Below are 20,398 nucleotides of genomic sequence, written 5' to 3'. Positions count from 1 at the left end.
CGGGGTCCGGCGCGTTCTTATATAAGAAGGGCTCAGCCGTTCTTGCGCACGATCTGGCCGTCACGGCACATCAGGCACGCGGCGACGATGTCGTCTTCCATGTTCACCGTGAAGCCTTCGGCGGTCAGGGTGAGCTTGAGGAAGTCGAGCAGGTTGCGTGCGTAGAGTGCGGAGGCGTCCGCCGGTACCAGTGCGGCCAGGTTGCTCAGGCCGACGATGGTTACGCCGTGCTTGACCACGACCTGGTCGGCCTCGGTCAGCGGGCAGTTGCCGCCCTGGGATGCCGCGAGGTCGATGACCACGGAGCCCGGCTTCATCTCGGCGACAGTCGCTTCATGCAGCAGGGTCGGCGCCTTGCGGCCAGGAATCAGTGCGGTGGTGATGACGATGTCCGACTGCTTGGCGCGTTCGTGCACGGCCTTGGCCTGGCGCTCCATCCACGAGGCCGGCATCGGTCGGGCATAACCGCTGACACCTTCGGCGCACTCGCGCTCTTCATCGGTCTCGTAGGGTACGTCGACGAACTTGGCGCCCAGGGACTCGATCTGCTCCTTCACCGCCGGACGAACGTCCGAGGCCTCGATCACCGCACCCAGGCGCTTGGCCGTGGCGATGGCCTGCAGGCCGGCAACGCCAGCGCCGAGGATCAGCACGCGGGCGGCCTTAACGGTGCCGGCGGCGGTCATCAGCATGGGCATGAAGCGCGGGTAATGGTGAGCAGCGAGCAACACGGCCTTGTAGCCGGCGATGTTGGCCTGGGAAGAGAGCACGTCCAGGCTCTGCGCGCGGGAAGTACGCGGCGCGGCCTCGAGGGCGAAGGCGGTGACGCCGCGTTCGGCCATGCGGGCGATGTTCTCGTTGTTGAACGGGTTGAGCATGCCGATCAGCACGGTACCCGGCTTCATCTGTGCCAGCTCGCTTTCGCTGGGCGCGACAACCTTCAGCACAAGCTCCGAACCGTAGGCATCGGCGGCAGTGCCGATCTTCGCGCCAACGGCTTCATAGGCGGCATCCGGCTGGCTGGCGCTGACGCCCGCACCGCTCTGAATGACGACCTGATGGCCCTGCCCGATCAGTTTCTTGACCGTTTCCGGCGTTGCTGCGACCCGCGTCTCACCGGCTTGGGTCTCGAGGGGTACACCGATCTGCACTTGCAAATCTCCTGCGTGATCCTGGGATGGTCCGGGCTACTACGTTGGCGACCCGGGTTTTGAACTGGCAACGGTCTATTTTTTGTTTTAAGAGCTTGTTTTCAGACCGGGTTGTGACCCGGCGGCCGCGGCATTGTGCAATCGAACCTGGAGGGCATCAAGAAGTTCTGGAGTGGTACGAAGCGATAACTACAAGTCACGTTTGGACCCGCAGTTTTCCGGTCGCCACCGAGGCCGCGTGAGCCCTGGCGTTAAGCCTAATTGCCTATTGTGACCGGACGGAAATGTCATCCTCGCCGTGAATGACCACCCATCAGAGGCTCCCCATGCCCACCGAAAGGCCCGGTAATCCTGCAACAGGCTCAGGCATAGGTGTTAATTAATGTTTCTAATATGGAGTATGAGTCATTCCTGATGCCTGATTTCCTGTAGCAGATTTTTTACATTGACTACGGGGTCAGGAAATTCGTCCGGATGCTTCAAGGCCGCGCATTACACCGTTCCAGAGCCATGAGAAGAGGTTTAGCAGAAAGCTCGCGTTTGTCCGCTACAACGACGAATGACGCAGAAAAAACAACGGCCACCGTTATCGGGTGGCCGCTGGGGGTGAGACACGGTGTCGCGGGTGGCTCAGTTGTTGGCGCTGATCACGCTGGGCAACTGGGCCGCGAGCTTGTCGTTATGCAGCGGCGCGCGGATGAAGCCGTGCTGCGTGCCGTCCGGGCCGATTACCACCAGGTTGCCGCTGTGATCCACAGTGTAGTTGGGCTTGCTGGTGTCCGCCGGGATGTAGGGGATGCTCATCGCGTTGGCCAGCTTCTGCACGTTTTCTTCCGAGCCGGTGATGCCCTTGAAGCCGGCATTGAAGAAGCCGAGGTATTCCTTGATGCGCGGCGCGGTATCGCGGTGCGGGTCGACGCTGACGAATACCACCTGCAGGTTCTTCGCCACTTCCGGCGGCAGCTTGGTCTGCAATTCGCGCAGTTGTGCCAGGGTGGTGGGGCAGACGTCCGGGCAGAAGGTGTAGCCGAAGAACAGCAGGGACCACTTGTCCTTCAGGCTGGCGGTTTGGAACGGCTGGCCGTCCTGGTCGGTGAAGGTCAGGTCGGGGACGCTACGGGTTTGCGGCAGGATCACGATGCCGGCGTCGAGCAGCACGGTCGGGTCGAGCTGATGGCGCTGGTTGAGCACCTTCTGGACGGTGAGGCCGAGGATCAGGGCGACGATGGCGACGAGGATGAAGACGGTCTTGTTGACTCGGGTCATGGGGTACTCGTGGGTCGGGACGTCTGGGCTTTGTGTTGCTGTTTGTGCCGTTGGCAGGGGGCGGTGATGTTCGCGAGCAAGCTCGCTCCTACAAACGGAGTTCCCCTGTAGGAGCGAGCTTGCTCGCGAACCCTCAATAGTTCAGGTGCAGCGGCAGGTAGTGGTCCACCAGCAGCGCGATGAACAGCAGGAACAGGTAGGCGATAGAGTACTTGAAGGTCTTGATCGCCGCATGGGGTCGGCTGCCGCAGTAGAGCGCCCAGGCCCAGTCGAGGAAGCGCGCGCCCAGGGCCAGCGCGGCGAGCAGGTAGACCAGCCCGGCCATGTGGATGGCGAAGGGCATCAGCGTCACGGCGAACAGCACCAGGGTGTAGAGCAGGATGTGCAGCTTGGTGTAGTGCTCGCCGTGGGTCACCGGCAGCATCGGGATGTCAGCCTTGGCGTACTCGTCCTTGCGGTGCAGGCACAGCGCCCAGAAGTGCGGCGGCGTCCAGGCGAAGATGATGAGTACCAGCAGCAGCGGTTCGGCGGAAATCTGCCCCGTTACCGCAACCCAGCCCAGCAGCGGCGGGGCGGCGCCGGCGAGGCCGCCGATGACGATGTTCTGCGGCGTGGCGCGCTTGAGAAAACCGGTGTAGAGCGCCGCGTAGCCCAGCAGCGAAGCCAGTGTCAGCCAGGCCGTCAGCGCATTGGTGAAGACCAGCAGGACGGCCATCCCGGCCACCGACAGCAGCATGGCGAAGCCCAGAGCGATGGGTGGCGAAACGCGTCCTTCGGCCAGCGGGCGCTTGTGGGTACGCGCCATGATCGAGTCGATGCGGCGGTCCACCACATGGTTCACCGCCGCCGCGCCGCCGGCGCACAGGCCGATGCCGAGGTTGCCGAACACCAGCACCTGCCAGGGCACGCCGGCCTTGGTGGCGAGCAGCATGCCGATCAGTGAGGTGATCAGCATGAGCAGCACGACCTTGGGTTTGGTCAGTTCTAACAGGTCGCGCCAGCTGGCTTGGCTGGAAGTGCTGATGACGCTGGCCATGGGCATTTCTCCGTCTTCTGACTTCTGGAATGGGGCCGGCGCGCCTCGGCGCCGGCCGGCCGTCGTGCTCAAGCTTGTTTCATCCTTGCGAGGGATAGGCCACCGGGCGCTCCAGAGCGTCCAGGGCAATCGGGCCGCTGGCGGGCAGCTCGACACGTTTCGCCGCGGGCGCGCGCACCCGGTAATTCACCAGCACCAGCATCAGCAGCAGGAAAGCGCCGCCGCCGTTGTGCGCCACTGCCACCGGCAGCGGCAGGTGCAGCAGCACGTTGCTGATCCCCAGGCCGATCTGCAAGGACAGCCCCAGCAGCATCAGTGCGGTAATGCCGATCAGCCCGTGGCGCTGGAGGTTCCAGGCCAGCAGCAGGATCACCGCCGTCACGCCCAGCGCGCCCATGCGGTGGGTCATGTGGATGGCGGTACGGGCGTCGCTGTCGAGTTGGCCACCGAGATAATTCGGGCCGATGTGCTGGGTAAGGTGGAAGCCGTTGGCGAAGTCCATGTTCGGCCACCACTCGCCGTGGCACATCGGCAGGTCGATGCAGGCCACTGCCGCGTAGTTGCTGCTGACCCAGCCGCCCAGGGCGATCTGCCCGATCACCATCAGCAGGGCCAGCGCCGCCAGCGCGCGCAATTTTGAAGGCAGTTGCAGCGGGGCGAAGGCGCCGGACAGGCGCAGGCTGAGCAGGAACAGCAGCGACAGCGTGGTGAAGCCTCCGAGCAGATGCGCGGTGACCACCTGCGGCCAGAGTTTGAGGGTGACGGTCCACATGCCAAATGCCGCCTGGGCGATCACCACCGCGAGCAGTACCAGCGGCAGGCGCATCGGTTGGCCGTCACGGCCACGCCGCGCCAGTGCGTGGACCGCCAGCCCGAGGATCAGCAGGCCGAGGCTGCCGGCGAAGTAGCGGTGGATCATTTCGTTCCAGCCCTTCTGCGCCTCCACCGGCGAGTCGGGGAAGTGCATCTCGGCATGAGCGAGTTGCGCCTCGTTCAGCGGCACGTGGACGAAGCCGTAGCAGCCGGGCCAGTCCGGGCAGCCGAGGCCGGCGTGGGTCAGGCGGGTGTAGGCGCCCAGCAGGATGACCACGAAGGCCAGCGCCGTGGCCAGCACGGCGAGGTAGAAGGCGGGTTTGCGTCTTGCCTGGATCATGCGTCGCTCCCGATCTTGTTGTTGTCTGAGGCTGGCGAGCTCTTAGAACCTGTTTACGATCTGCTGCGCGTCGGCATAACTGCGTTAAAAGCGGGCTGAAAAATGCTCATTTACGCCGCGTAAACTCCGCTTTTTTAGCCCGCTTTTGCCTTGTTCTGCTCTAGCTCGCGAGATCGTAAACAGGTTCTTAACCGATGTTGGACAGCTTCAGCAGCAACTGCAGGTCCTTGAGGATCGACTTGCCGTTGGCCTTGGCGTCGTAGCGCAGCACCAGGTTGCCGTGGGGGTCGACGATCCACAGCTGCGGTTGGGCGCCGGTGTGCTGGTTGGGCGTCAGGCCCAGGCGTTGCAGGCGTGGGTAGTCCTTTTCGAGCAACCCCGTGAACTCGGCTGGCAGCGGTTTGGCGAAGGCCAGCGCGTGTTCGGCGCGGCTGGCTTCGCGGCCCAGGCCGATGTTGATCTGGCGGGCCAGGTAGACCAGTTGCTGGCAGTCGCTGGTGCAGCTTTCCGGCGCGGTGACCAACAGTTGCCAATGCTCGCTCGACTTGTCGGCCTGCACGCCCAGATCGGCCGGGGTCTGCCCGGTGGCGATCAGGTCGCCGCTGTAACTGCGGCCTTCCGGCACCCAGAACTGCAGCTTGTACATCGCGGTGGCGAGCAGCATCGGCCCCAGCACCATGCCGAGGATCAGCAGCAGTTGCACGCGCCCGCGGCGGCGGGCGGAGGAGTCAGGCAGAGTCATGGCGGTCATGGTCGAAGGTCTCCCGTGCGCGACGGATGCCGAGGTAGAGGTAGAGGGCGGAGAGTGCGATGGCCAGGGCGAACCACTGCACGGCGTAGCCGACGTGGCGCTCCGGTGGCATGGCGACGATCGGCCAGTCGGTGTCGAAGGCGGCGTCGCCCGGCTCCAGGCGGATTTCCAGCGGGCTGCCTTCGCGGCCCAACTGATCCCACAGGAAAGGGGCGTCCACCTGGGTGATCAGACGTGGCCAGCCGGCGAGCGGAGCGCTCGGGCCGGTGGACAGCGGGGCGTAGGTCCAGGCATCCAGCAACAGGTCGTGGCTGGGGGTATCGATCTTCGGCGGCACGCGGCGGTCGGGCCAGGGCACCCAGCCGCGATTGACCAGCAGCCACTGGTGGCCGACGCGGTCGAAGAAGGGTTGCAGCACCTCGACGCCGGCCTGGCCGTTGCGGGTGCGGTTGTCGAGCAGGGCGGTATGTTCGGCGTCGAGCTGGCCCTGCAGGCGCACACGAACGTAGCTGCGCGGCGGTTGGCGTTCCAGTTCGGCGATGCTGATCGGGTCCTGCTGGCGCTGCACTTCGGCGGCGGCGAGGAGGGTACGTTTCTCGGCGGCGCGGGACAGTTGCCAGAAGCCCAGGCCGATCAGCACCGGCAGCAGCGCGAGGACCACCAGGGTCGGCGCGATACCGGGCCGGAAGGCGCGCGTGGCGCGGCTTCCCTGCGCGGGATCGGGCCGGTGCTCAGATGCGTGCTGGCTATACTGCAAGACATCCCCCTCAACCCCAGTCCCCTGCGGACAGGAGGCCGGTAGTGCTCAAAGCTGCGATCGTTCTGTTGTTGCTGGCGACCGTCGTCAGTCTGTTCAGTGGCCTGTTCTTTCTGGTCAAGGACGAGGGCCACGGCTCGCGGGTGGTCAACGCGCTGACCGTGCGTGTCACCCTGACTGCCCTGACCGTCGCTCTCATCGCCTGGGGTTTCTTCAGCGGCCAACTCGGCAGCTCCGCCCCCTGGCATTTCTGATCCCGCATTGCTTTTCGTAGGAGCGAGCTTGCTCGCGAACCGCACACCCCTGAGGCATCAGGGAAAAGCGTTCGCGAGCAAGCTCGCTCCTACAGGTCCCTCTCGCCTCACAGCACGTAAACGAAGATGAACAGCCCGATCCACACCACGTCGACGAAGTGCCAGTACCAGCTGGCCGCCTCGAAGCCGAAGTGTTTGTCGGCGTCGAAGTGCCCGCGGATGATGCGGATCAGCATGATGCTCAGCATGATCGCGCCGATGGTCACGTGGGCGCCGTGGAAGCCTGTGAGCATGAAGAAGGTCGCGCCGTAGATGCCCGAGCCCAGGGTCAGGCCCAGCTCGCTATAGGCCTCGTGGTATTCGTAGGCCTGCAGCACGATGAAGCACGCGCCCAGTGCCACGGTCAGCGCGAGCCACATCTTCAGCGGGCCGCGGTGGTTCTTCTTCAGCGCATGGTGGGCGAAGGTCACGGTGAAGCTGGAGGTGACCAGCAGCAGGGTGTTGATCAGCGGCAGCTTCCACGGATCGATCACTTCCTTGGGCGGCGGGAAGAGCTTGTTGTCCGGGTTGTTCAACTGCGGCCAGCCGGTTTCGAACTGCGGCCAGAGCATATGCGAGATGCCGTGGTGGCCTTCGCCACCCAGCCATGGGTTGACGAAGTGGCGCACGTAGAACAGCGCGCCGAAGAAGGCGGCAAAGAACATCACCTCGGAGAAGATGAACCAGCTCATGCCCCAGCGGAACGAGCGGTCCATCTGCGGGCTGTAGAGCCCGCCGCGGCTTTCCTTGATGACGTTGCCGAACCAGCCGAACAGCATGTACGCCAGGATCAGCCCGCCGGCGAAGAAGATCCACGGGCCGTGGGAGTGTTCCTTGCCGGCGCTCATGTCGTTCATCCAGGTGCCGACGCCAAACATCGTCACCAGCATGCCGAGGGTGGCGATGATCGGCCACTTGCTCTGCGCGGGGACGTAATAGGGATCGTGGGTTGCCATCTCTCTTGTTCTCCTTTGCCCTTCAGCGCTCGTTACTGGCCACGGGTGGCTTGCGGGCAGTGATGTCGAACAGCGTGTAAGCAAGCGTCAGGTGACGCACATCCTTGGGCAGGTCGCGGTCGACGATGAAACGCACCGGCATTTCGATGCGCTCGCCCGGCTGCAGCACCTGCTGGGTGAAACAGAAGCATTCGGTCTTGTGGAAGTAGGTGGCCGCCACCGACGGCGCGATGCTCGGGATCGCCTGGGCGGTCATCGGTTTGTCGGTGGGGTTGTAGGCGACGAACAGCATCTGGTTCACCGCGCCGGGATGCACCACCAATTGTTCGGCCTCGGGGTGGAACTCCCAGACCATGTCGATGTTGTTGTTGGCGACGAACTGGATCTTCACCTCGCGCGACTGATCGACCACCTGGCCGTCGCCCTGGTAGGCGCTGCCGGAGGTCTTGCCGTTGATGCCCAGCGCCTTGCACATCACGTCGTACAGCGGCACCAGGGCGAAGCCGAAGGCGAACATGGCGACCACGGCAATGACCAGCCGGGTTACCAGCTTGCGCGTTTCGATGTTGCCGTCGCTCATCTTGTTGTCCTCTTTTCGTAGGAGCGAGCTTGCTCGCGAACCACTTGAAGCCATGGCCTGCGGGGGAGGCCGGTTCGCGAGCAAGCTCGCTCCTACAAGAGCCAGTTCGTCACTTCACCTCGGGCGGCGTGGTGAAGGTGTGGTAGGGCGCGGGCGAGGGAATCGTCCACTCCAGGCCTTCCGCGCCATCCCACGGCTTGGCCGGTGCCGGCTTGCCGCCCTTGATGCACTTGATGACGATGAACAGGAACAGCAACTGCGTGGTGCCGAACATGAAGGCGCCGATGGACGAGACCATGTTGAAGTCGGCGAACTGCAGGTTGTAGTCCGGAATCCGTCGCGGCATGCCGGCAAGCCCGACGAAGTGCATCGGGAAGAACGCCAGGTTCATGCCGATGAAGCTCATCCAGAAGTGCAGCTTGCCCAGGGTCTCGTCGTACATGTGGCCGGTCCACTTCGGCAGCCAGTAGTAGGCCGAGGCAAAGATGCCGAAGATCGCGCCGGGCACCAGCACGTAGTGGAAGTGCGCCACCACGAAGTAGGTGTCCTGGTACTGGAAGTCCGCCGGGGCGATGGCCAGCATCAGCCCGGAGAAGCCGCCGATGGTGAACAGGATGACGAAGGCCACGGCGAACAGCATCGGCGTCTCGAAGGTCAGCGAACCCTGCCACATGGTCGACGCCCAGTTGAACACCTTCACCCCGGTGGGCACGGCGATCAGCATGGTCGCGTACATGAAGAACAGCTCGCCCACCAGCGGAATGCCCACCACGAACATGTGGTGCGCCCACACGACAAAGGACAGGAAGGCGATCGAGGCGGTGGCGTAGACCATCGAGGTGTAACCGAACAGCGGCTTGCGGCTGAAGGCCGGGATGATCGAGCTGACAGCGCCGAACGCCGGCAGGATCATGATGTACACCTCGGGGTGGCCGAAGAACCAGAACACGTGCTGGAACAGCACCGGGTCACCGCCGCCTGCCGCGCTGAAGAAGCTGGTGCCGAAGTGGATGTCCATCAGCATCATCGTCACGCAACCTGCCAGCACCGGCATCACCGCGATCAGCAGGAAGGCGGTGATCAGCCAGGTCCAGACGAACAGCGGCATCTTCATCAGCGTCATGCCCGGGGCACGCAGGTTGAGGATGGTGGCGATGACGTTGATCGCGCCCATGATCGAACTCATGCCCATCAGGTGGATGGCGAAGATGAAGAAGGTCACGCTGTGTGGCGCGAAGGTCGTCGAGAGCGGTGCGTAGAAGGTCCAGCCGAAGTTCGGGCCGCCGCCGGGCATGAACAGGGTGCTCACCAGCAGGCCGAAGGCAGCCGGCAGCAGCCAGAAGCTGAAGTTGTTCATGCGTGGCAGAGCCATGTCCGGCGCGCCGATCATCAGCGGCACCATCCAGTTGGCCAGGCCGACGAAGGCCGGCATCACGGCACCGAAGACCATCACCAGGCCGTGCATGGTGGTCATCTGGTTGAAGAACGCCGGCTCGACGATCTGCAGGCCCGGCTGGAACAGTTCGGCGCGGATCACCATGGCGAAGGAGCCGCCCAGCAGGAAGGCGCAGAAGCTGAACCACAGGTACAGCGTGCCGATGTCCTTGTGGTTGGTGGTCAGTACCCAGCGCATCAGGCCCTTGGCGGGGCCGTGGTGGTGGTCGCCGGCGTGAGAATGGTCGGGGTGATCGATCACTGTACTCATCGCGGCCTCCTTATTGTTGTTTCTGCTTGTAGGCGACCACTTCTTGCGGGGTCACCATGTCGCCGTCGTTGTTGCCCCAGGCATTGCGCTCGTAGGTGATCACCGAAGCGATATCCACTTCCGAGAGCTGCTTGCCGAAGGCCGCCATCGCGGTGCCGCTGACGCCGTTGAAGACGGTCTCCAGGTGGTGCTCCTTCGGCCCGGTGACGATCTTCGAGCCCTTGAGCGCCGGGAACATGGGCGGCATGCCCTGGCCTTCGGGCTGGTGACACGCGGCGCAGACGGTGTGGTAGACCTTGTCGCCACGGGCGACCAGCTCTTCCTTCGTCCACTCCTTGCTGGTCAGCTCCTTGAGCTTGGCGGCTTCTTCCTTGCGTTCGGCCAGCCACTTATCGAAGTCGGGCTTGGACTTCACGTCGACGACAATGGGCATGAAGCCGTGGTCCTTGCCGCACAGCTCGGCGCATTGGCCGCGGTAGACGCCGGGCTGGTCGACCTTGGTCCAGGCCTCGTTGACGAAGCCGGGAATGGCGTCGCGCTTGACCGCGAAGGCCGGCACCCACCAGGAGTGGATCACGTCGCTGGAGGTGACCAGGAAACGCACCTTGACCCCGGCCGGCAGCACCAGCGGGTTGTCCACTTCGAGCAGGTAGTGCTCGTCCTTATCGGCCTTGTTGTGGATCTGGTCCTGGGGCGTGGCGAGGTTGGAGAAGAACTCCACGTCCTGGCCCAGGTACTTGTACTGCCACTTCCACTGGTAACCGGTGACCTGCACGTCCAGCTCGGGCTCCGAGGTGTCGTACATGTGGATCAGCGTCTTGGTGGCCGGAACGGCCATCACCACCAGGATCAGGAAGGGAATGACGGTCCAGAGGATTTCCACCGTGGTGCTCTCGTGGAAATGCGCGGGCTGCTGCCCGGTGGACCGGCGGTGGACGATCATCGACCAGAACATCGCGCCAAAGACGACGATGCCAATGACCACGCAGATCCAGAAGATCGTCATGTGCAGATCGAAAACATTACGGCTGACTTCTGTCGCACCGGGGGCCATGTTGACCGTCCAGGCGGCGTTTGCCTGACTGAAAGCCAAGAGCAAAAGGAAGCCCATCCAGACTCGTGGATGTCGCAGCATTCGGGTTCCCCTTATCGTTGTTTTTATCCCGCCGGCATAGCGCCCTGGCTGCGATCCCCATTGCAGAGGGTTCGAGCCTGAACAAGCCAACGGCCAAGGGAGTGACCGCCAAGACAACTTACTTTGACGTCTTACCTCGGCAGCACGCAGGGCAGGCCGGGTCCATCAGGTTTTCGGTGTGTCGAAGCGGAGTATAGCCACGGGTTGCGACATAACAACGCAGAGTAAAAACTGTGTTTGAAAGACCGAAGTGCGATCTCAAGGCCACGGATGGCGCGGGTTTGGAGTACCATGCTGGCGGTCTGATATGCCGTGCCGGCATAACCAGTTCATGAATATGACAATCGCGTCTTAGCTGCGCCCCGGGTGCGGCTAAGGTCTTTCTTCACTTTCCAAACCCGTTGTCTTGGAGTTGTCATGAACACCGCTGCACTGCGTGAGCTGATCCGGAATGCCCACCTGCTCGAATCCCGCCACGGCCATCTCGCCCGCCTGATCCAGAGCCAACTGCAAAGCCTGCACAAGAGCATCGCCCTGACGGGGGAGGACCCCAGCGGCACGCTGACGCGCTTCGTCCATGCTTACATCGAACAGGTGCCGGACTTCCTCGACGCCGCCAACTCGGTGGCCCGCGCGGCCGGCATCGAGGACCGCATCAAGCCGGTGCTCAAGCTTGCCGAACAGTTCTTCCTCACCCCGCCCGCGCTGCTCGACGGCCATGATGGCCTCGACGCACTGCTGGACGAGGCCTACCTCGCCCATCGCCTGGTGGAAGAGGTGAACGACCGCTACATCGCCCACTTCAACCAGCCGCTGATCCCGCTGGACACCACGGTGGCGAACCTGGTGGCGCACCAACTGATCGGCGAACCCTTCGCCAACCAACTGGATGAAGCGGTGCACCATGCGGTCAATGGCATGCTCGACGACAGTACCTTCAGTGCCGAGTCCGCCGTCAGCTACCGTGCCCGCCTCAATGATCCGCAGGTGGTCATGGCCTGGCAGCAGTGGCCGTGCCTGTCTCGGCAGTTCGGTGTGGAGCTGGAACTGGGCCGCGACTGAGGCTCAGCCGCCACTCTGCAGCGCGCGCACCCGGCCTTCCACACGGCGGCGCAGGCCGTTGCCCTCAATGGATAGCCGGCAATCGCTGGCCGCGGCGCTGCGGCCCCAGTCGTCCAGTAACTCCATGCACGCGTGGTCGATGTAGCTCAGGTGTTGCAGCGGTACGCGCAGGTGCGTGCCTGGCTTCACCGATTGCAACGCCTGGGACAGCGCCGGCACCTTGAGGAAGGTGGCAGCGCCGACCAGACGCAGCTCGGCACCGTTGCCCTGGCCGTCATAGCGCAGGTTGATCTTCAGCCGCGCCGCCTTGAATACCAGCTTCAGTACCGTCAGCGCGAAGCCCAGCAGCACACCCGTCAGCAGATCGGTGGCGACGATGGCCAGCGCGGTCGCCGCGTGCACCAGCACTGGCATCCGCCCGTAACGGCCCAGCGAGCGCAGCGCCTTGAGGTCCACCAGCTTGATCCCGGTGTAGACCAGCACGCCGGCCAGGCTGGCGATGGGAATCTGCCGCAGCAACCCGCCCAGCAGCACGACGAATGCCAGCAGCCACAACCCATGGAAGATCGCCGAGGCGCGGCTGCGCGCACCGGCCTGCACATTGGCCGAACTGCGCACAATCACCCCGGTCATCGGCAGCGCACCGACCAGCCCGCAGAGCATATTGCCCACGCCCTGGGCGCTCAGTTCGCGGTCCATGTCCGAGCGTGGGCCGGTGTGCATGCGGTCCACCGCTGCGGCGGAGAGCAACGTCTCGGCGCTGGCGATGAAGGCCACCACCACGGCGGCCAGCAAAAGCGTCGGGTCGAGCAGCGCAGCAAGGTCGCTCGGGCGGACCCAGTCGACGGCGTCGCCGAGGTTCTCCGGCACGCTCACCCGCAGCACATCGAGCTGCAGTGCGATGCACACCAACGTCGCCAGGCTCACGCCAATCAGCGCACCGGGCAGCATGCGCAACCGGCCCGGCTTGAAGCGGTCCCATAGCGCCATGCAGGCCATGGTGCCGAGCCCGAGCAGCGCCGCATCGAAACCGCGGGCTTCGGACAGCAGTGCCGAGGGGAAGGCCAGCAGGTTGTCCAGCCCGGATGCCTGCGGCTTGAGGTCCAGCATGACGTGGACCTGCGATAGCACGATAAGGATGCCGATGCCCGCGAGCATGCCGTAGACCACCGCTGGCGAGGTCACGCGGAACCAGCAGCCCAGACGCAGCCTTCCCGCCAGCAGTTGCAGCGCGCCGGCCAGCAGCAGGATCGGTCCGAGCATGGCAATGCCATGGGTACGCACCAGTTCGAAGACCAGCACGGCGAGGCCCGCCGCCGGGCCGCTGACCTGCAAGGGCGAGCCGGCGAGGAAGCCGACCACCAGGCCACCGATTATGCCAGTCACCAGGCCCTTGGCCGGCGGTATGCCCGAGGCGATGGCGATGCCCATGCACAACGGCAGGGCGACGAGAAAGACCACCACCGACGCGAGCAGGTCGCGCGGCAGCGCTTGGCGCAGCTGGGAAAGTCCGCATGGAACAGAGTGGGAAGCCGACATGGCGCTGTTCTCCTTCAAGCATTTTTCGGGCGCGCGAAAGCCCACGACGCCGGTCTCGACCGCATCGACACGCGCAATTCAGAGGGATGGCGAACGCGGTGGGGGCGTACGCCTCAGGCAGGGATCAAGTCAGAAGCGGGGCGCGGCGTTTGTTCTGCTGGGCCGCCGCGCCCCGGAGCGTACTGGTATCAGCCGCTTATTGGGGGGAGTAGCGCGGGCGCGGGGTCGCACTCGGCGTCGGGCCTTCGCCGTCGAGGGCGCGGAAGCGGCCTTCCTGGGCGTCGTAGGCCTTGATGGCGCTGGTCTCGATGTCATACACCCAGCCATGGATGAACAGCTGGCCGGAAGCCAGGCGCGCCGCCACGGACGGGTGGGTCTTCAGATGGTCGAGCTGGGCCACCACGTTCTCTTCGGTCAGCACGCCCAGGTGCTCCTGGGTGGCGCAGCCGCAGGTCTGCGCGACCACGGTGCGAGCCACTTCGGCATGGCGCAGCCAGGCTTTTACCGTGGGCATGCCTTCCAGTGTCTGCGGCGCCAGCACCGCCTTCATCGCGCCACAGTCGGAGTGGCCGCAGACGATGATGTGCTGCACACCCAGCGCCATTACCGCGAACTCGATGGCGGTGGAAACGCCGCCGTTCATCTGGCCGTACGGCGGGACCACGTTGCCCACGTTACGGGTGACGAACAGGTCGCCCGGCGAGCTCTGGGTGATCAGCTCCGGGACGATGCGCGAGTCGGCACAGGTGATGAACATGGCGCGCGGGTTCTGCGCGTGGGCCAGTTTCTTGAACAGTTCTTCCTGCTGCGGGAAGACCTCATGGCGGAACTGGCGGAAGCCCTCGACGATATGGCGCAGCGCCTCGTCAGCAGATTCGTGGGCGTGATCCTCACCGTGCGTTTTGTCGTTCATGTATCAGCCTCGAAGAATGACGAAGAATTTTCCCACGTCAGCCGACGCTCTCCCTAGGGAGAAAAGACACAGGCGTGGGAAAAAATCTGGCGTGACCGGTTAGTCACTTTATGCGCAAACCCTAGACAACGAAGATTAAACCAAAATTAAAAAACCGCTCTGGAATGAGCTTTTGCATGATGTTTCGCCGACATTCCAAGATGATATCGGCAAGCTATCATGGCAAGGCGATATTGCGGTGATTGTAATCCGCTGATCGAAATTTCCGCTGGGCGGCTGTCAGAACAGGCTCATCTGGCTGCGCGGCGGGGCGAATGCCGTGCAGTCCAGGTTGAAGTTGCCGCGCCGGCCCAGGCCCAGACGACGCATGGCCACCTCGAAGCGCTTGGCCAGCAGGTCGGCGAACGGGCCCTCGCCGCGAAAGCGGTGGCCGAAGCGGCTGTCGTAGATTTCCCCGCCGCGCACCTGGCGGATCAGGCTCATCACATGATTGGCGCGCTGCGGGTAGTGCGCCGCCAGCCACTCCTCGAACAGCGGCCCGACTTCGCGGGGCAGGCGCAGCATCATGTAGCTGGCGCTCTGCGCGCCGGCATCGTGAGCAGCTTCCAGCAAGGCTTCCAGCTCGCGGTCATTCACCATCGGGATCATCGGCGAACACAGCACGCCCACCGGAATGCCCTGTTCGCGCAGCACGCGGATCGCCCGCAGACGCGCAGACGGTGCGGCGGCGCGGGGTTCGAGGATGCGTTTCAACTCATCGTCCAGGGTGGTCAGGCTGATCATCACCGCGACCAGGTTCTGTCTGGCCAGCTCCGCCAGCAGGTCGAGGTCGCGCAGGATCAGCGAGCCCTTGGTGACGATGGTCACCGGGTGGCGGAAGCGCAGCAGCACTTCGAGGATCTGCCGGGTCAGGCGCTGCTGGCGTTCGATGGGCTGGTACGGGTCGGTGTTGGCGCCCAGGTTGATCGGCGCACAGACGTAGCCCTTGCGGCTCAGCTCTTCTTCCAGCACTTCGGCGGCATTGGTCTTGGCGATCAGCTTCGTCTCGAAATCCAGCCCTGGCGACAGGTCCCAGTAGGCGTGGCTGGGCCGCGCGTAGCAGTAGATGCAGCCGTGCTCGCAACCGCGATACGGATTGATCGAGCGGTCGAAGGGAAGGTCCGGTGACTGGTTGCGCGAGATCACCGACTTCGCCCGCTCAGTACGGATTTCGGTCACCTGGGGCTTGGGTACTTCGTCGTACCAGTCGTTATCCACAGGCACCGAGGTGGTCGGCGCGAAACGGTTGTGTGGATTGCTGGCGGTGCCCCGGCCGCGGGGTGGAAGGGAAGTGGTCATGTGGGAAAGCTCGGAATAAATACTGTATATGGATACAGTAATCCACGGAGTTTTCCACAGCCAGCGTTAACTGCTCGGCGGTCGGCGCGGCTCACCGGGCGCGCCGTCTTTATATGAGAGCGGGTTCTTTGTAGGAGCGAGCTTGCTCGCGAACCGCTTGGCTCCCAAGCAGTGCGGAAATTCTGTTCGCGAGCAAGCTCGCTCCTACTGGGTTCTACATCAGTCGGATGAACAGCCAGTAGAGCCCCGCGGCCAGGCCGATGGCCGCCGGCAGCGTCAGTACCCAGGCCAGCAGCATGTTGCGGATGGTCGGCCACGGTCGTACCAGTCGTTATCCACAGGCACCGAGGTGGTCGGCGCGAAACGGTTGTGTGGATTGCTGGCGGTGCCCCGGCCGCGGGGTGGAAGGGAAGTGGTCATGAGCCAGCGTTAACTGCTCGGCGGTCGGCGCGGCTCACCGGCACGCCGTCTTTATATGGGAGCAGGCTCTTTGTAGGAGCGAGCTTGCTCGCGAACCGCTTGGCTCCCAAGCAGTGCGGAAATTCTGTTCGCGAGCAAGCTCGCTCCTACAGGGTTCTACATCAGCCGGATGAACAGCCAGTACAGCCCCGCGGCCAGGCCGATGGCTGCCGGCAGCGTCAGCACCCAGGCCAGCAGCATGTTGCGGATGGTCGGCCACTGTAGCCCGCTGCCGTTCGCCGCCATGGTGCCGGCCACGCCGGAGGAGAGCACCTGGGTCGTCGACACCGGCAACCCGAAGCCATCCGCCGCGCCGATGGTGAGCATCGCCACCAACTGCGCCGACGCGCCCTGTGCATAAGTCAGAGGGGTCTTGCCGATGCCCTCGCCGACGGTGGTGACAATGCGCCGCCAGCCCACCAGCGTGCCTAGCCCGAGTGCCAGGGCGACCGCGACCTTCACCCACACCGGAATGAAGCGGATGGTGCGATCGGCTTCATGGCGCAGCGCCTGCAGGCTGTTCCAGGCTTCCAGGTCGAAGCGCTGGCCACTGCGGTCCAGCAGGCGGATGGTTTCCAGGCTCAGGTAGAGGTCGTTGCGCAGGTCCTGCACCTCTTCGGCGGGCACGTCGCTCATCTGCCCATGGCGCTTCAGGCGCGCGCCGATATCGCCGATGACGCTGCCCAGCGACGGCAGGAGGTCGGGGTGCACCACCTCGTCTTCCTGGTAACTCAGCAGCGCCTGGCGCGGGTCCGCCGCCGGGCTGCCGCCAGCGCGGTGCAGTTGTTCCTGGCTGGCCTGGGTGAGGGCGATCAGCTGGCGAGTCTGCTCCGGCGAGTGGGCGCGATCCACCGCGAACGCCAGGGGAACGGTTGCGATCAGGATCAGCATGATCAACCCGATACCCTTCTGCCCGTCATTGGAGCCGTGGGCGAAGGAGACGCCGGTACAGGTGAGGATGAGGATGGCGCGAATCCAGCGGGGCGGCGGTGTGCGGCCTTCAGGGGCGTGGAACAGTGTGCGGTTGCGAATGGTCGAGCTCATCACCCGCAGCAGCACGAACGCGGCGAAGAAGCCCACCACCGGCGAGAGGAACAGTGCGTAGCCCACCGTCGTCAGCTGCGACCAGGCATTGCCCGACAGCGCGATGTGCCCGGCGATGGCGCCGTGGGCCAGGCCGACGCCGACGATGGAGCCGATCAGCGTGTGCGAGGAGGACACCGGCAAGCCCAGCCACCAGGTGCCGAGGTTCCACAGGATCGAGGCGATCAGCAGGGCGAAGATCATCGCCAGGCCGGCGCTGCTGTCCACCTTGAGCAGCAGGTCCAACGGCAGCAGCGAGACGATGGCGAAGGCCACCGCGCCGCTGGAGAAGAGCACACCGAGGAAATTCCATAGCCCCGACCAGGCCACTGCGAAGCGTGGCGGCAGGGCGTTGGTGTAGATCACCGTGGCTACGGCGTTGGCCGTGTCGTGGAAGCCGTTGATGAACTCGAAGCCCAGGGCGATCAGCAGAGCGACCACCAGCACCACCACGGGCCAGCCGGCCTCCAGATGGGTGCCGCTGGCGCGGATATCATGGCCGAGCGCGCCGAAGGTGAACACCAGCGCGGCGGCCAGCAGCAGAAAGAAGGTCAGGCGGCCCTTGAAGCCGTGGGTTTCGCGCAGAACGGGGCTGATCGGGAACTGCGTCAGGCGTGAGGCGCGCATCACCTCCAGCATGCCAAAGCGGTCAAGCACGAGAGGGCTTCCTTCGGGTCGGTTGCGGCATCGGTAGGATTCCTTGCGGCGATGCCCTACAGACTAGCCGGCCGTGGCGATCATGGGCTGGCCGGGCGAGAAGGGCGGAGGGTCATGCTAGGGCAAGGCTGCTTCGACATTCCTTGATGTTGGTGGTGATGCGCGGCATTTCGGCGCCGAAAGAAGAATGCCCCGGCAAGCCGGGGCATTTTCAACACACTGTCGCAGAGCTATTCCTGCGGCTTCTTCAGCTTCGGATTGGGGAAGAACTGCACCCCCTGCACCTTCGGGTCCTTGGGCTTTTCCAGCGCGCTGGTGTTGACGCGGGTGGAGAGCTCTTTCGGTACCGACTGGCCCTGGGCGTTAAGCGTATCGGCATAGCCGCAGGCTACGCATTCACGGTGCGGCACGCCGTCGACGTCCCACATGACGATCTTGTCCTGCTCGCTGCAGGCCGGGCAGACGGCCCCGGCAATAAAGCGTTTCTTCACCTCGCTCATCACGCCGCCTCCTCGGAGAGGCCCGAGTGGCGCAGCAGAGCGTCGATGGACGGCTCGCGGCCACGGAAGGCGACGAACAGCGCCATTGGCTCCTGGGAACCGCCCTTGGCCAGGATCGCCTCGCGGAACGCCGCGCCGGTCGCCGGGTTGAGCACGCCTTCTTCCTCGAAGCGCGAGAAGGCGTCGGCGGACAGCACCTCAGCCCACTTGTAGCTGTAGTAACCGGCCGCGTAACCGCCGGCGAAGATGTGCGCGAAGCTGTTGGCGAAGCGGTTGTAGGCTGGCGGGCGCATCACCGCGACTTCATCGCGGATCGCCTCGATCACGTCGAGCACGCTGCGGCCGTCGCCATGGGTGGCGTGCAATTCGAAGTCGAACAGGGAGAATTCCAGCTGGCGGACCATCATCAGGCCGGACTGGAAGTTCTTCGCTGCGAGCATCTTCTCCAGCAGGTCCTGGGGCAGCGGCGCGCCAGTTTCGTAATGGCCGGAGATCAGCGCCAGGCCGTCGGGCTCCCAGCACCAGTTCTCCATGAACTGGCTGGGCAGCTCCACGGCGTCCCAAGCCACGCCGTTGATGCCCGAGGCGCCGGCATGTTCGACGCGGGTCAGCAGGTGGTGCAGGCCGTGGCCGAATTCGTGGAACAGGGTGGTGACTTCATCGTGGGTCAGCAGCGCCGGCTTGCCGCCGACCGCCGGGGTGAAGTTGCACACCAGGTACGCCACTGGCGCCTGCAGGTCGCCGCCGGCGGTGCGGCGACGGTCGCGGGCGCCGTCCATCCAGGCGCCGCCACGCTTGTTGGCGCGGGCGTAGAGGTCGAAGTAGAAGCGGCCGACGTGCTGGCCGTTTTCCTCGATCTCGAACAGGCGCACGTCCGGGTGCCAGCGCTCGAAGTCGCTCAGCTCGCGGATCTGGATGCCGTAGAGCTTCTGCACGATGGCGAACAGGCCGGAGAGCACCTTGTCGATCGGGAAGTATTCGCGCAGCGCTTCCTGGGACACGCTGTAGCGCGCTTCGCGCAGCTTCTCGCCGAAGTAGCTGGCATCCCAGCTCGACAGGTTCGCGCAGCCTTGCTCGGCGGCATACGCCTTGAGCTGCGCAAGATCCTGGGCGGCGAAGGGCTTGCTGCGCACGGCCAGGTCGCGGAGGAAGTTCAGCACCTGCTCCGGGGTCTCGGCCATCTTGGTGGCCAGGGACAGTTCGGCGAAGTTCGCAAAGCCCAGCAGGCGCGACAGCTCCTGGCGCAGGTCGAGGATCTCCTGCATCACCGGGCCGTTGTCGTTCTGCCCGGCGTTCGGGCCCTGATCGGAGGCGCGGGTGCAGTACGCGGCGTAGACCTCTTCGCGCAGGGCGCGGTCTTCGGCGTAGGTCATCACCGCGTAGTAGCTGGGGAATTCCAGGCTGATCAGCCAGCCGTCCAGCTCCTTGGCCTGTGCGGCGGCCTGCATCTGCGCCTTGGCCGAGTCGGTCAGGCCGGTGAGGGCCGCTTCGTCGGTGACGTGCTTGGTCCAGGCCTGGGTGGCGTCCAGCAGCTGGTTGGAGAAGCGGCTGCCCAGCTCGGACAGGCGCGTCTGGATTTCGGCGTAGCGCTGTTGCTGCTCGGCCGGCAGGTCGATACCCGACAGACGGAAGTCGCGCAGGGCGTGTTCGAGGATGGTCTTCTGGGCGACGTCGTAGCCTTTCGACTCGGGGCTGCTGGCGAGCGCCTCGTAGGCCTTGAACAGTTCGGAGTTCTGGCCCAGCTCGGTCCAGTAGGCGGACAGCAGCGGCAGGCAGCCTTCGTAGGCATCGCGCAGTTCGGCGCTGTTGCACACCGCGTTGAGGTGGCTGACCGGGCTCCAGGCCTTGCCCAGGCGGTCATGCAGTTCGTCCATGGCCAGCACCAGGCCGGCCCAGGTCGGGGTGCCGTTCTGCTGGGCGAGGATGCGCGCGATGGCGGCGCGGTTGTCGGCGAGGATCTGCTCGATGGCCGGCTTCACGTGCTCGGGGCGAATGGAGGAGAAGGGCGGCAGGTCGTAGCTCTGCAGAAGAGGATTCGCGCTCACGGTGGCACCTTGGCTGAAG

At 64.6% G+C, this 20,398-nt stretch carries 18 protein-coding genes and 2 pseudogenes; 2 read left to right on the top strand and 18 right to left on the bottom strand.

Annotated features, from left to right (window positions below):
- Positions 1–32: 32 nt before the first annotated feature.
- From AC2T4A_RS04155 to AC2T4A_RS04130, 6 genes are all read right to left on the bottom strand, one after another.
- The gene (locus tag AC2T4A_RS04155; protein WP_486742777.1) at positions 33–1,151 is read right to left on the bottom strand and encodes a Re/Si-specific NAD(P)(+) transhydrogenase subunit alpha; all 1,119 of its coding nucleotides are present in this window, start codon (positions 1,149–1,151) and stop codon (positions 33–35) included.
- A 630-nt stretch (positions 1,152–1,781) separates the two neighbouring features.
- Positions 1,782–2,417, bottom strand: coding sequence for an SCO family protein (locus AC2T4A_RS04150; RefSeq protein ID WP_416743982.1), 636 nt, complete (start codon positions 2,415–2,417; stop codon positions 1,782–1,784).
- Positions 2,418–2,550: 133 nt separating this feature from the next.
- Positions 2,551–3,453 carry a heme o synthase gene (cyoE, locus tag AC2T4A_RS04145; protein ID WP_486742776.1) on the bottom strand — a complete coding sequence of 301 codons (903 nt, stop codon included), beginning with the start codon at positions 3,451–3,453 and terminating at the stop codon, positions 2,551–2,553.
- Between the two features lie 79 nt (positions 3,454–3,532).
- Positions 3,533–4,606 carry a COX15/CtaA family protein gene (locus AC2T4A_RS04140; RefSeq protein ID WP_486742775.1) on the bottom strand — a complete coding sequence of 358 codons (1,074 nt, stop codon included), beginning with the start codon at positions 4,604–4,606 and terminating at the stop codon, positions 3,533–3,535.
- A gap of 187 nt (positions 4,607–4,793) precedes the next feature.
- On the bottom strand, positions 4,794–5,357 hold the full coding sequence (locus AC2T4A_RS04135) for a hypothetical protein (RefSeq protein ID WP_486742774.1): 564 nt from the start codon (positions 5,355–5,357) through the stop codon (positions 4,794–4,796).
- Positions 5,335–6,114, bottom strand: coding sequence for an SURF1 family protein (locus tag AC2T4A_RS04130; RefSeq protein ID WP_478376877.1), 780 nt, complete (start codon positions 6,112–6,114; stop codon positions 5,335–5,337). Before AC2T4A_RS04130 ends, AC2T4A_RS04135 begins: the two co-directional genes overlap by 23 nt.
- Positions 6,115–6,158: 44 nt before the next feature.
- Between AC2T4A_RS04130 and AC2T4A_RS04125 the strand changes: the two genes are divergently transcribed.
- Positions 6,159–6,368: a twin transmembrane helix small protein gene (locus AC2T4A_RS04125; protein ID WP_015474903.1), complete on the top strand. Its 210-nt coding sequence runs from the start codon at positions 6,159–6,161 to the stop codon at positions 6,366–6,368.
- Between the two features lie 107 nt (positions 6,369–6,475).
- Here the strand turns inward: AC2T4A_RS04125 and AC2T4A_RS04120 are convergent, their stop codons facing one another.
- The 4 genes from AC2T4A_RS04120 to coxB all read right to left on the bottom strand — a co-directional run bounded on the left by AC2T4A_RS04120 (position 6,476) and on the right by coxB (position 10,783).
- Positions 6,476–7,363 (bottom strand): cytochrome c oxidase subunit 3, encoded by an 888-nt coding sequence (locus tag AC2T4A_RS04120; RefSeq protein ID WP_416743972.1) that lies wholly within the window; start codon positions 7,361–7,363, stop codon positions 6,476–6,478.
- 22 nt (positions 7,364–7,385) lie between these two features.
- The gene (locus tag AC2T4A_RS04115; protein ID WP_081518891.1) at positions 7,386–7,943 is read right to left on the bottom strand and encodes a cytochrome c oxidase assembly protein; all 558 of its coding nucleotides are present in this window, start codon (positions 7,941–7,943) and stop codon (positions 7,386–7,388) included.
- 109 nt (positions 7,944–8,052) lie between these two features.
- A complete protein-coding gene (gene ctaD / locus AC2T4A_RS04110) occupies positions 8,053–9,648 on the bottom strand; it encodes a cytochrome c oxidase subunit I (protein ID WP_017517728.1) in 1,596 nt (531 codons plus the stop codon).
- Positions 9,649–9,658: 10 nt separating this feature from the next.
- Entirely contained in the window at positions 9,659–10,783 is a 1,125-nt protein-coding gene (coxB, locus tag AC2T4A_RS04105) for a cytochrome c oxidase subunit II (protein WP_416743969.1), read from the bottom strand.
- A gap of 417 nt (positions 10,784–11,200) precedes the next feature.
- Here coxB and AC2T4A_RS04100 point away from each other — a divergent pair, with 417 nt between their 5' ends.
- Entirely contained in the window at positions 11,201–11,845 is a 645-nt protein-coding gene (locus tag AC2T4A_RS04100) for a hypothetical protein (RefSeq protein WP_416743967.1), read from the top strand.
- A gap of 3 nt (positions 11,846–11,848) precedes the next feature.
- On the opposite strand, the gene AC2T4A_RS04095 is transcribed toward AC2T4A_RS04100, so the two are convergent.
- From AC2T4A_RS04095 to prlC, 8 genes and pseudogenes are all read right to left on the bottom strand, one after another.
- Positions 11,849–13,384, bottom strand: a complete 1,536-nt coding sequence (locus tag AC2T4A_RS04095) for a SulP family inorganic anion transporter (protein ID WP_486742773.1) — start codon at positions 13,382–13,384, stop codon at positions 11,849–11,851.
- A gap of 196 nt (positions 13,385–13,580) precedes the next feature.
- Positions 13,581–14,297, bottom strand: a complete 717-nt coding sequence (locus tag AC2T4A_RS04090; protein WP_170858109.1) for a carbonic anhydrase — start codon at positions 14,295–14,297, stop codon at positions 13,581–13,583.
- 279 nt (positions 14,298–14,576) lie between these two features.
- Positions 14,577–15,635: a PA0069 family radical SAM protein gene (locus tag AC2T4A_RS04085; protein WP_478376874.1), complete on the bottom strand. Its 1,059-nt coding sequence runs from the start codon at positions 15,633–15,635 to the stop codon at positions 14,577–14,579.
- 214 nt (positions 15,636–15,849) lie between these two features.
- Positions 15,850–15,951, bottom strand: a pseudogene (locus AC2T4A_RS04080) (hypothetical protein); the annotation flags it as partial.
- 2 nt (positions 15,952–15,953) lie between these two features.
- A pseudogene (locus AC2T4A_RS04075) lies at positions 15,954–16,055 on the bottom strand (hypothetical protein); the annotation flags it as partial.
- A gap of 156 nt (positions 16,056–16,211) precedes the next feature.
- Positions 16,212–17,816: an inorganic phosphate transporter gene (locus AC2T4A_RS04070; RefSeq protein WP_486743646.1), complete on the bottom strand. Its 1,605-nt coding sequence runs from the start codon at positions 17,814–17,816 to the stop codon at positions 16,212–16,214.
- Positions 17,817–18,064: 248 nt separating this feature from the next.
- Entirely contained in the window at positions 18,065–18,334 is a 270-nt protein-coding gene (locus AC2T4A_RS04065) for a YheV family putative zinc ribbon protein (RefSeq protein ID WP_024763727.1), read from the bottom strand.
- On the bottom strand, positions 18,334–20,379 hold the full coding sequence (prlC, locus tag AC2T4A_RS04060) for an oligopeptidase A (RefSeq protein ID WP_486742772.1): 2,046 nt from the start codon (positions 20,377–20,379) through the stop codon (positions 18,334–18,336). Before prlC ends, AC2T4A_RS04065 begins: the two co-directional genes overlap by 1 nt.
- Positions 20,380–20,398 lie beyond the last annotated feature (19 nt).

Source organism: Pseudomonas sp. PVC-3-1, from assembly GCF_057444315.1.
The sequence above is the reverse complement of the archived record's forward strand: the minus strand, read 5'-3'. Positions and strand labels throughout refer to the sequence as shown.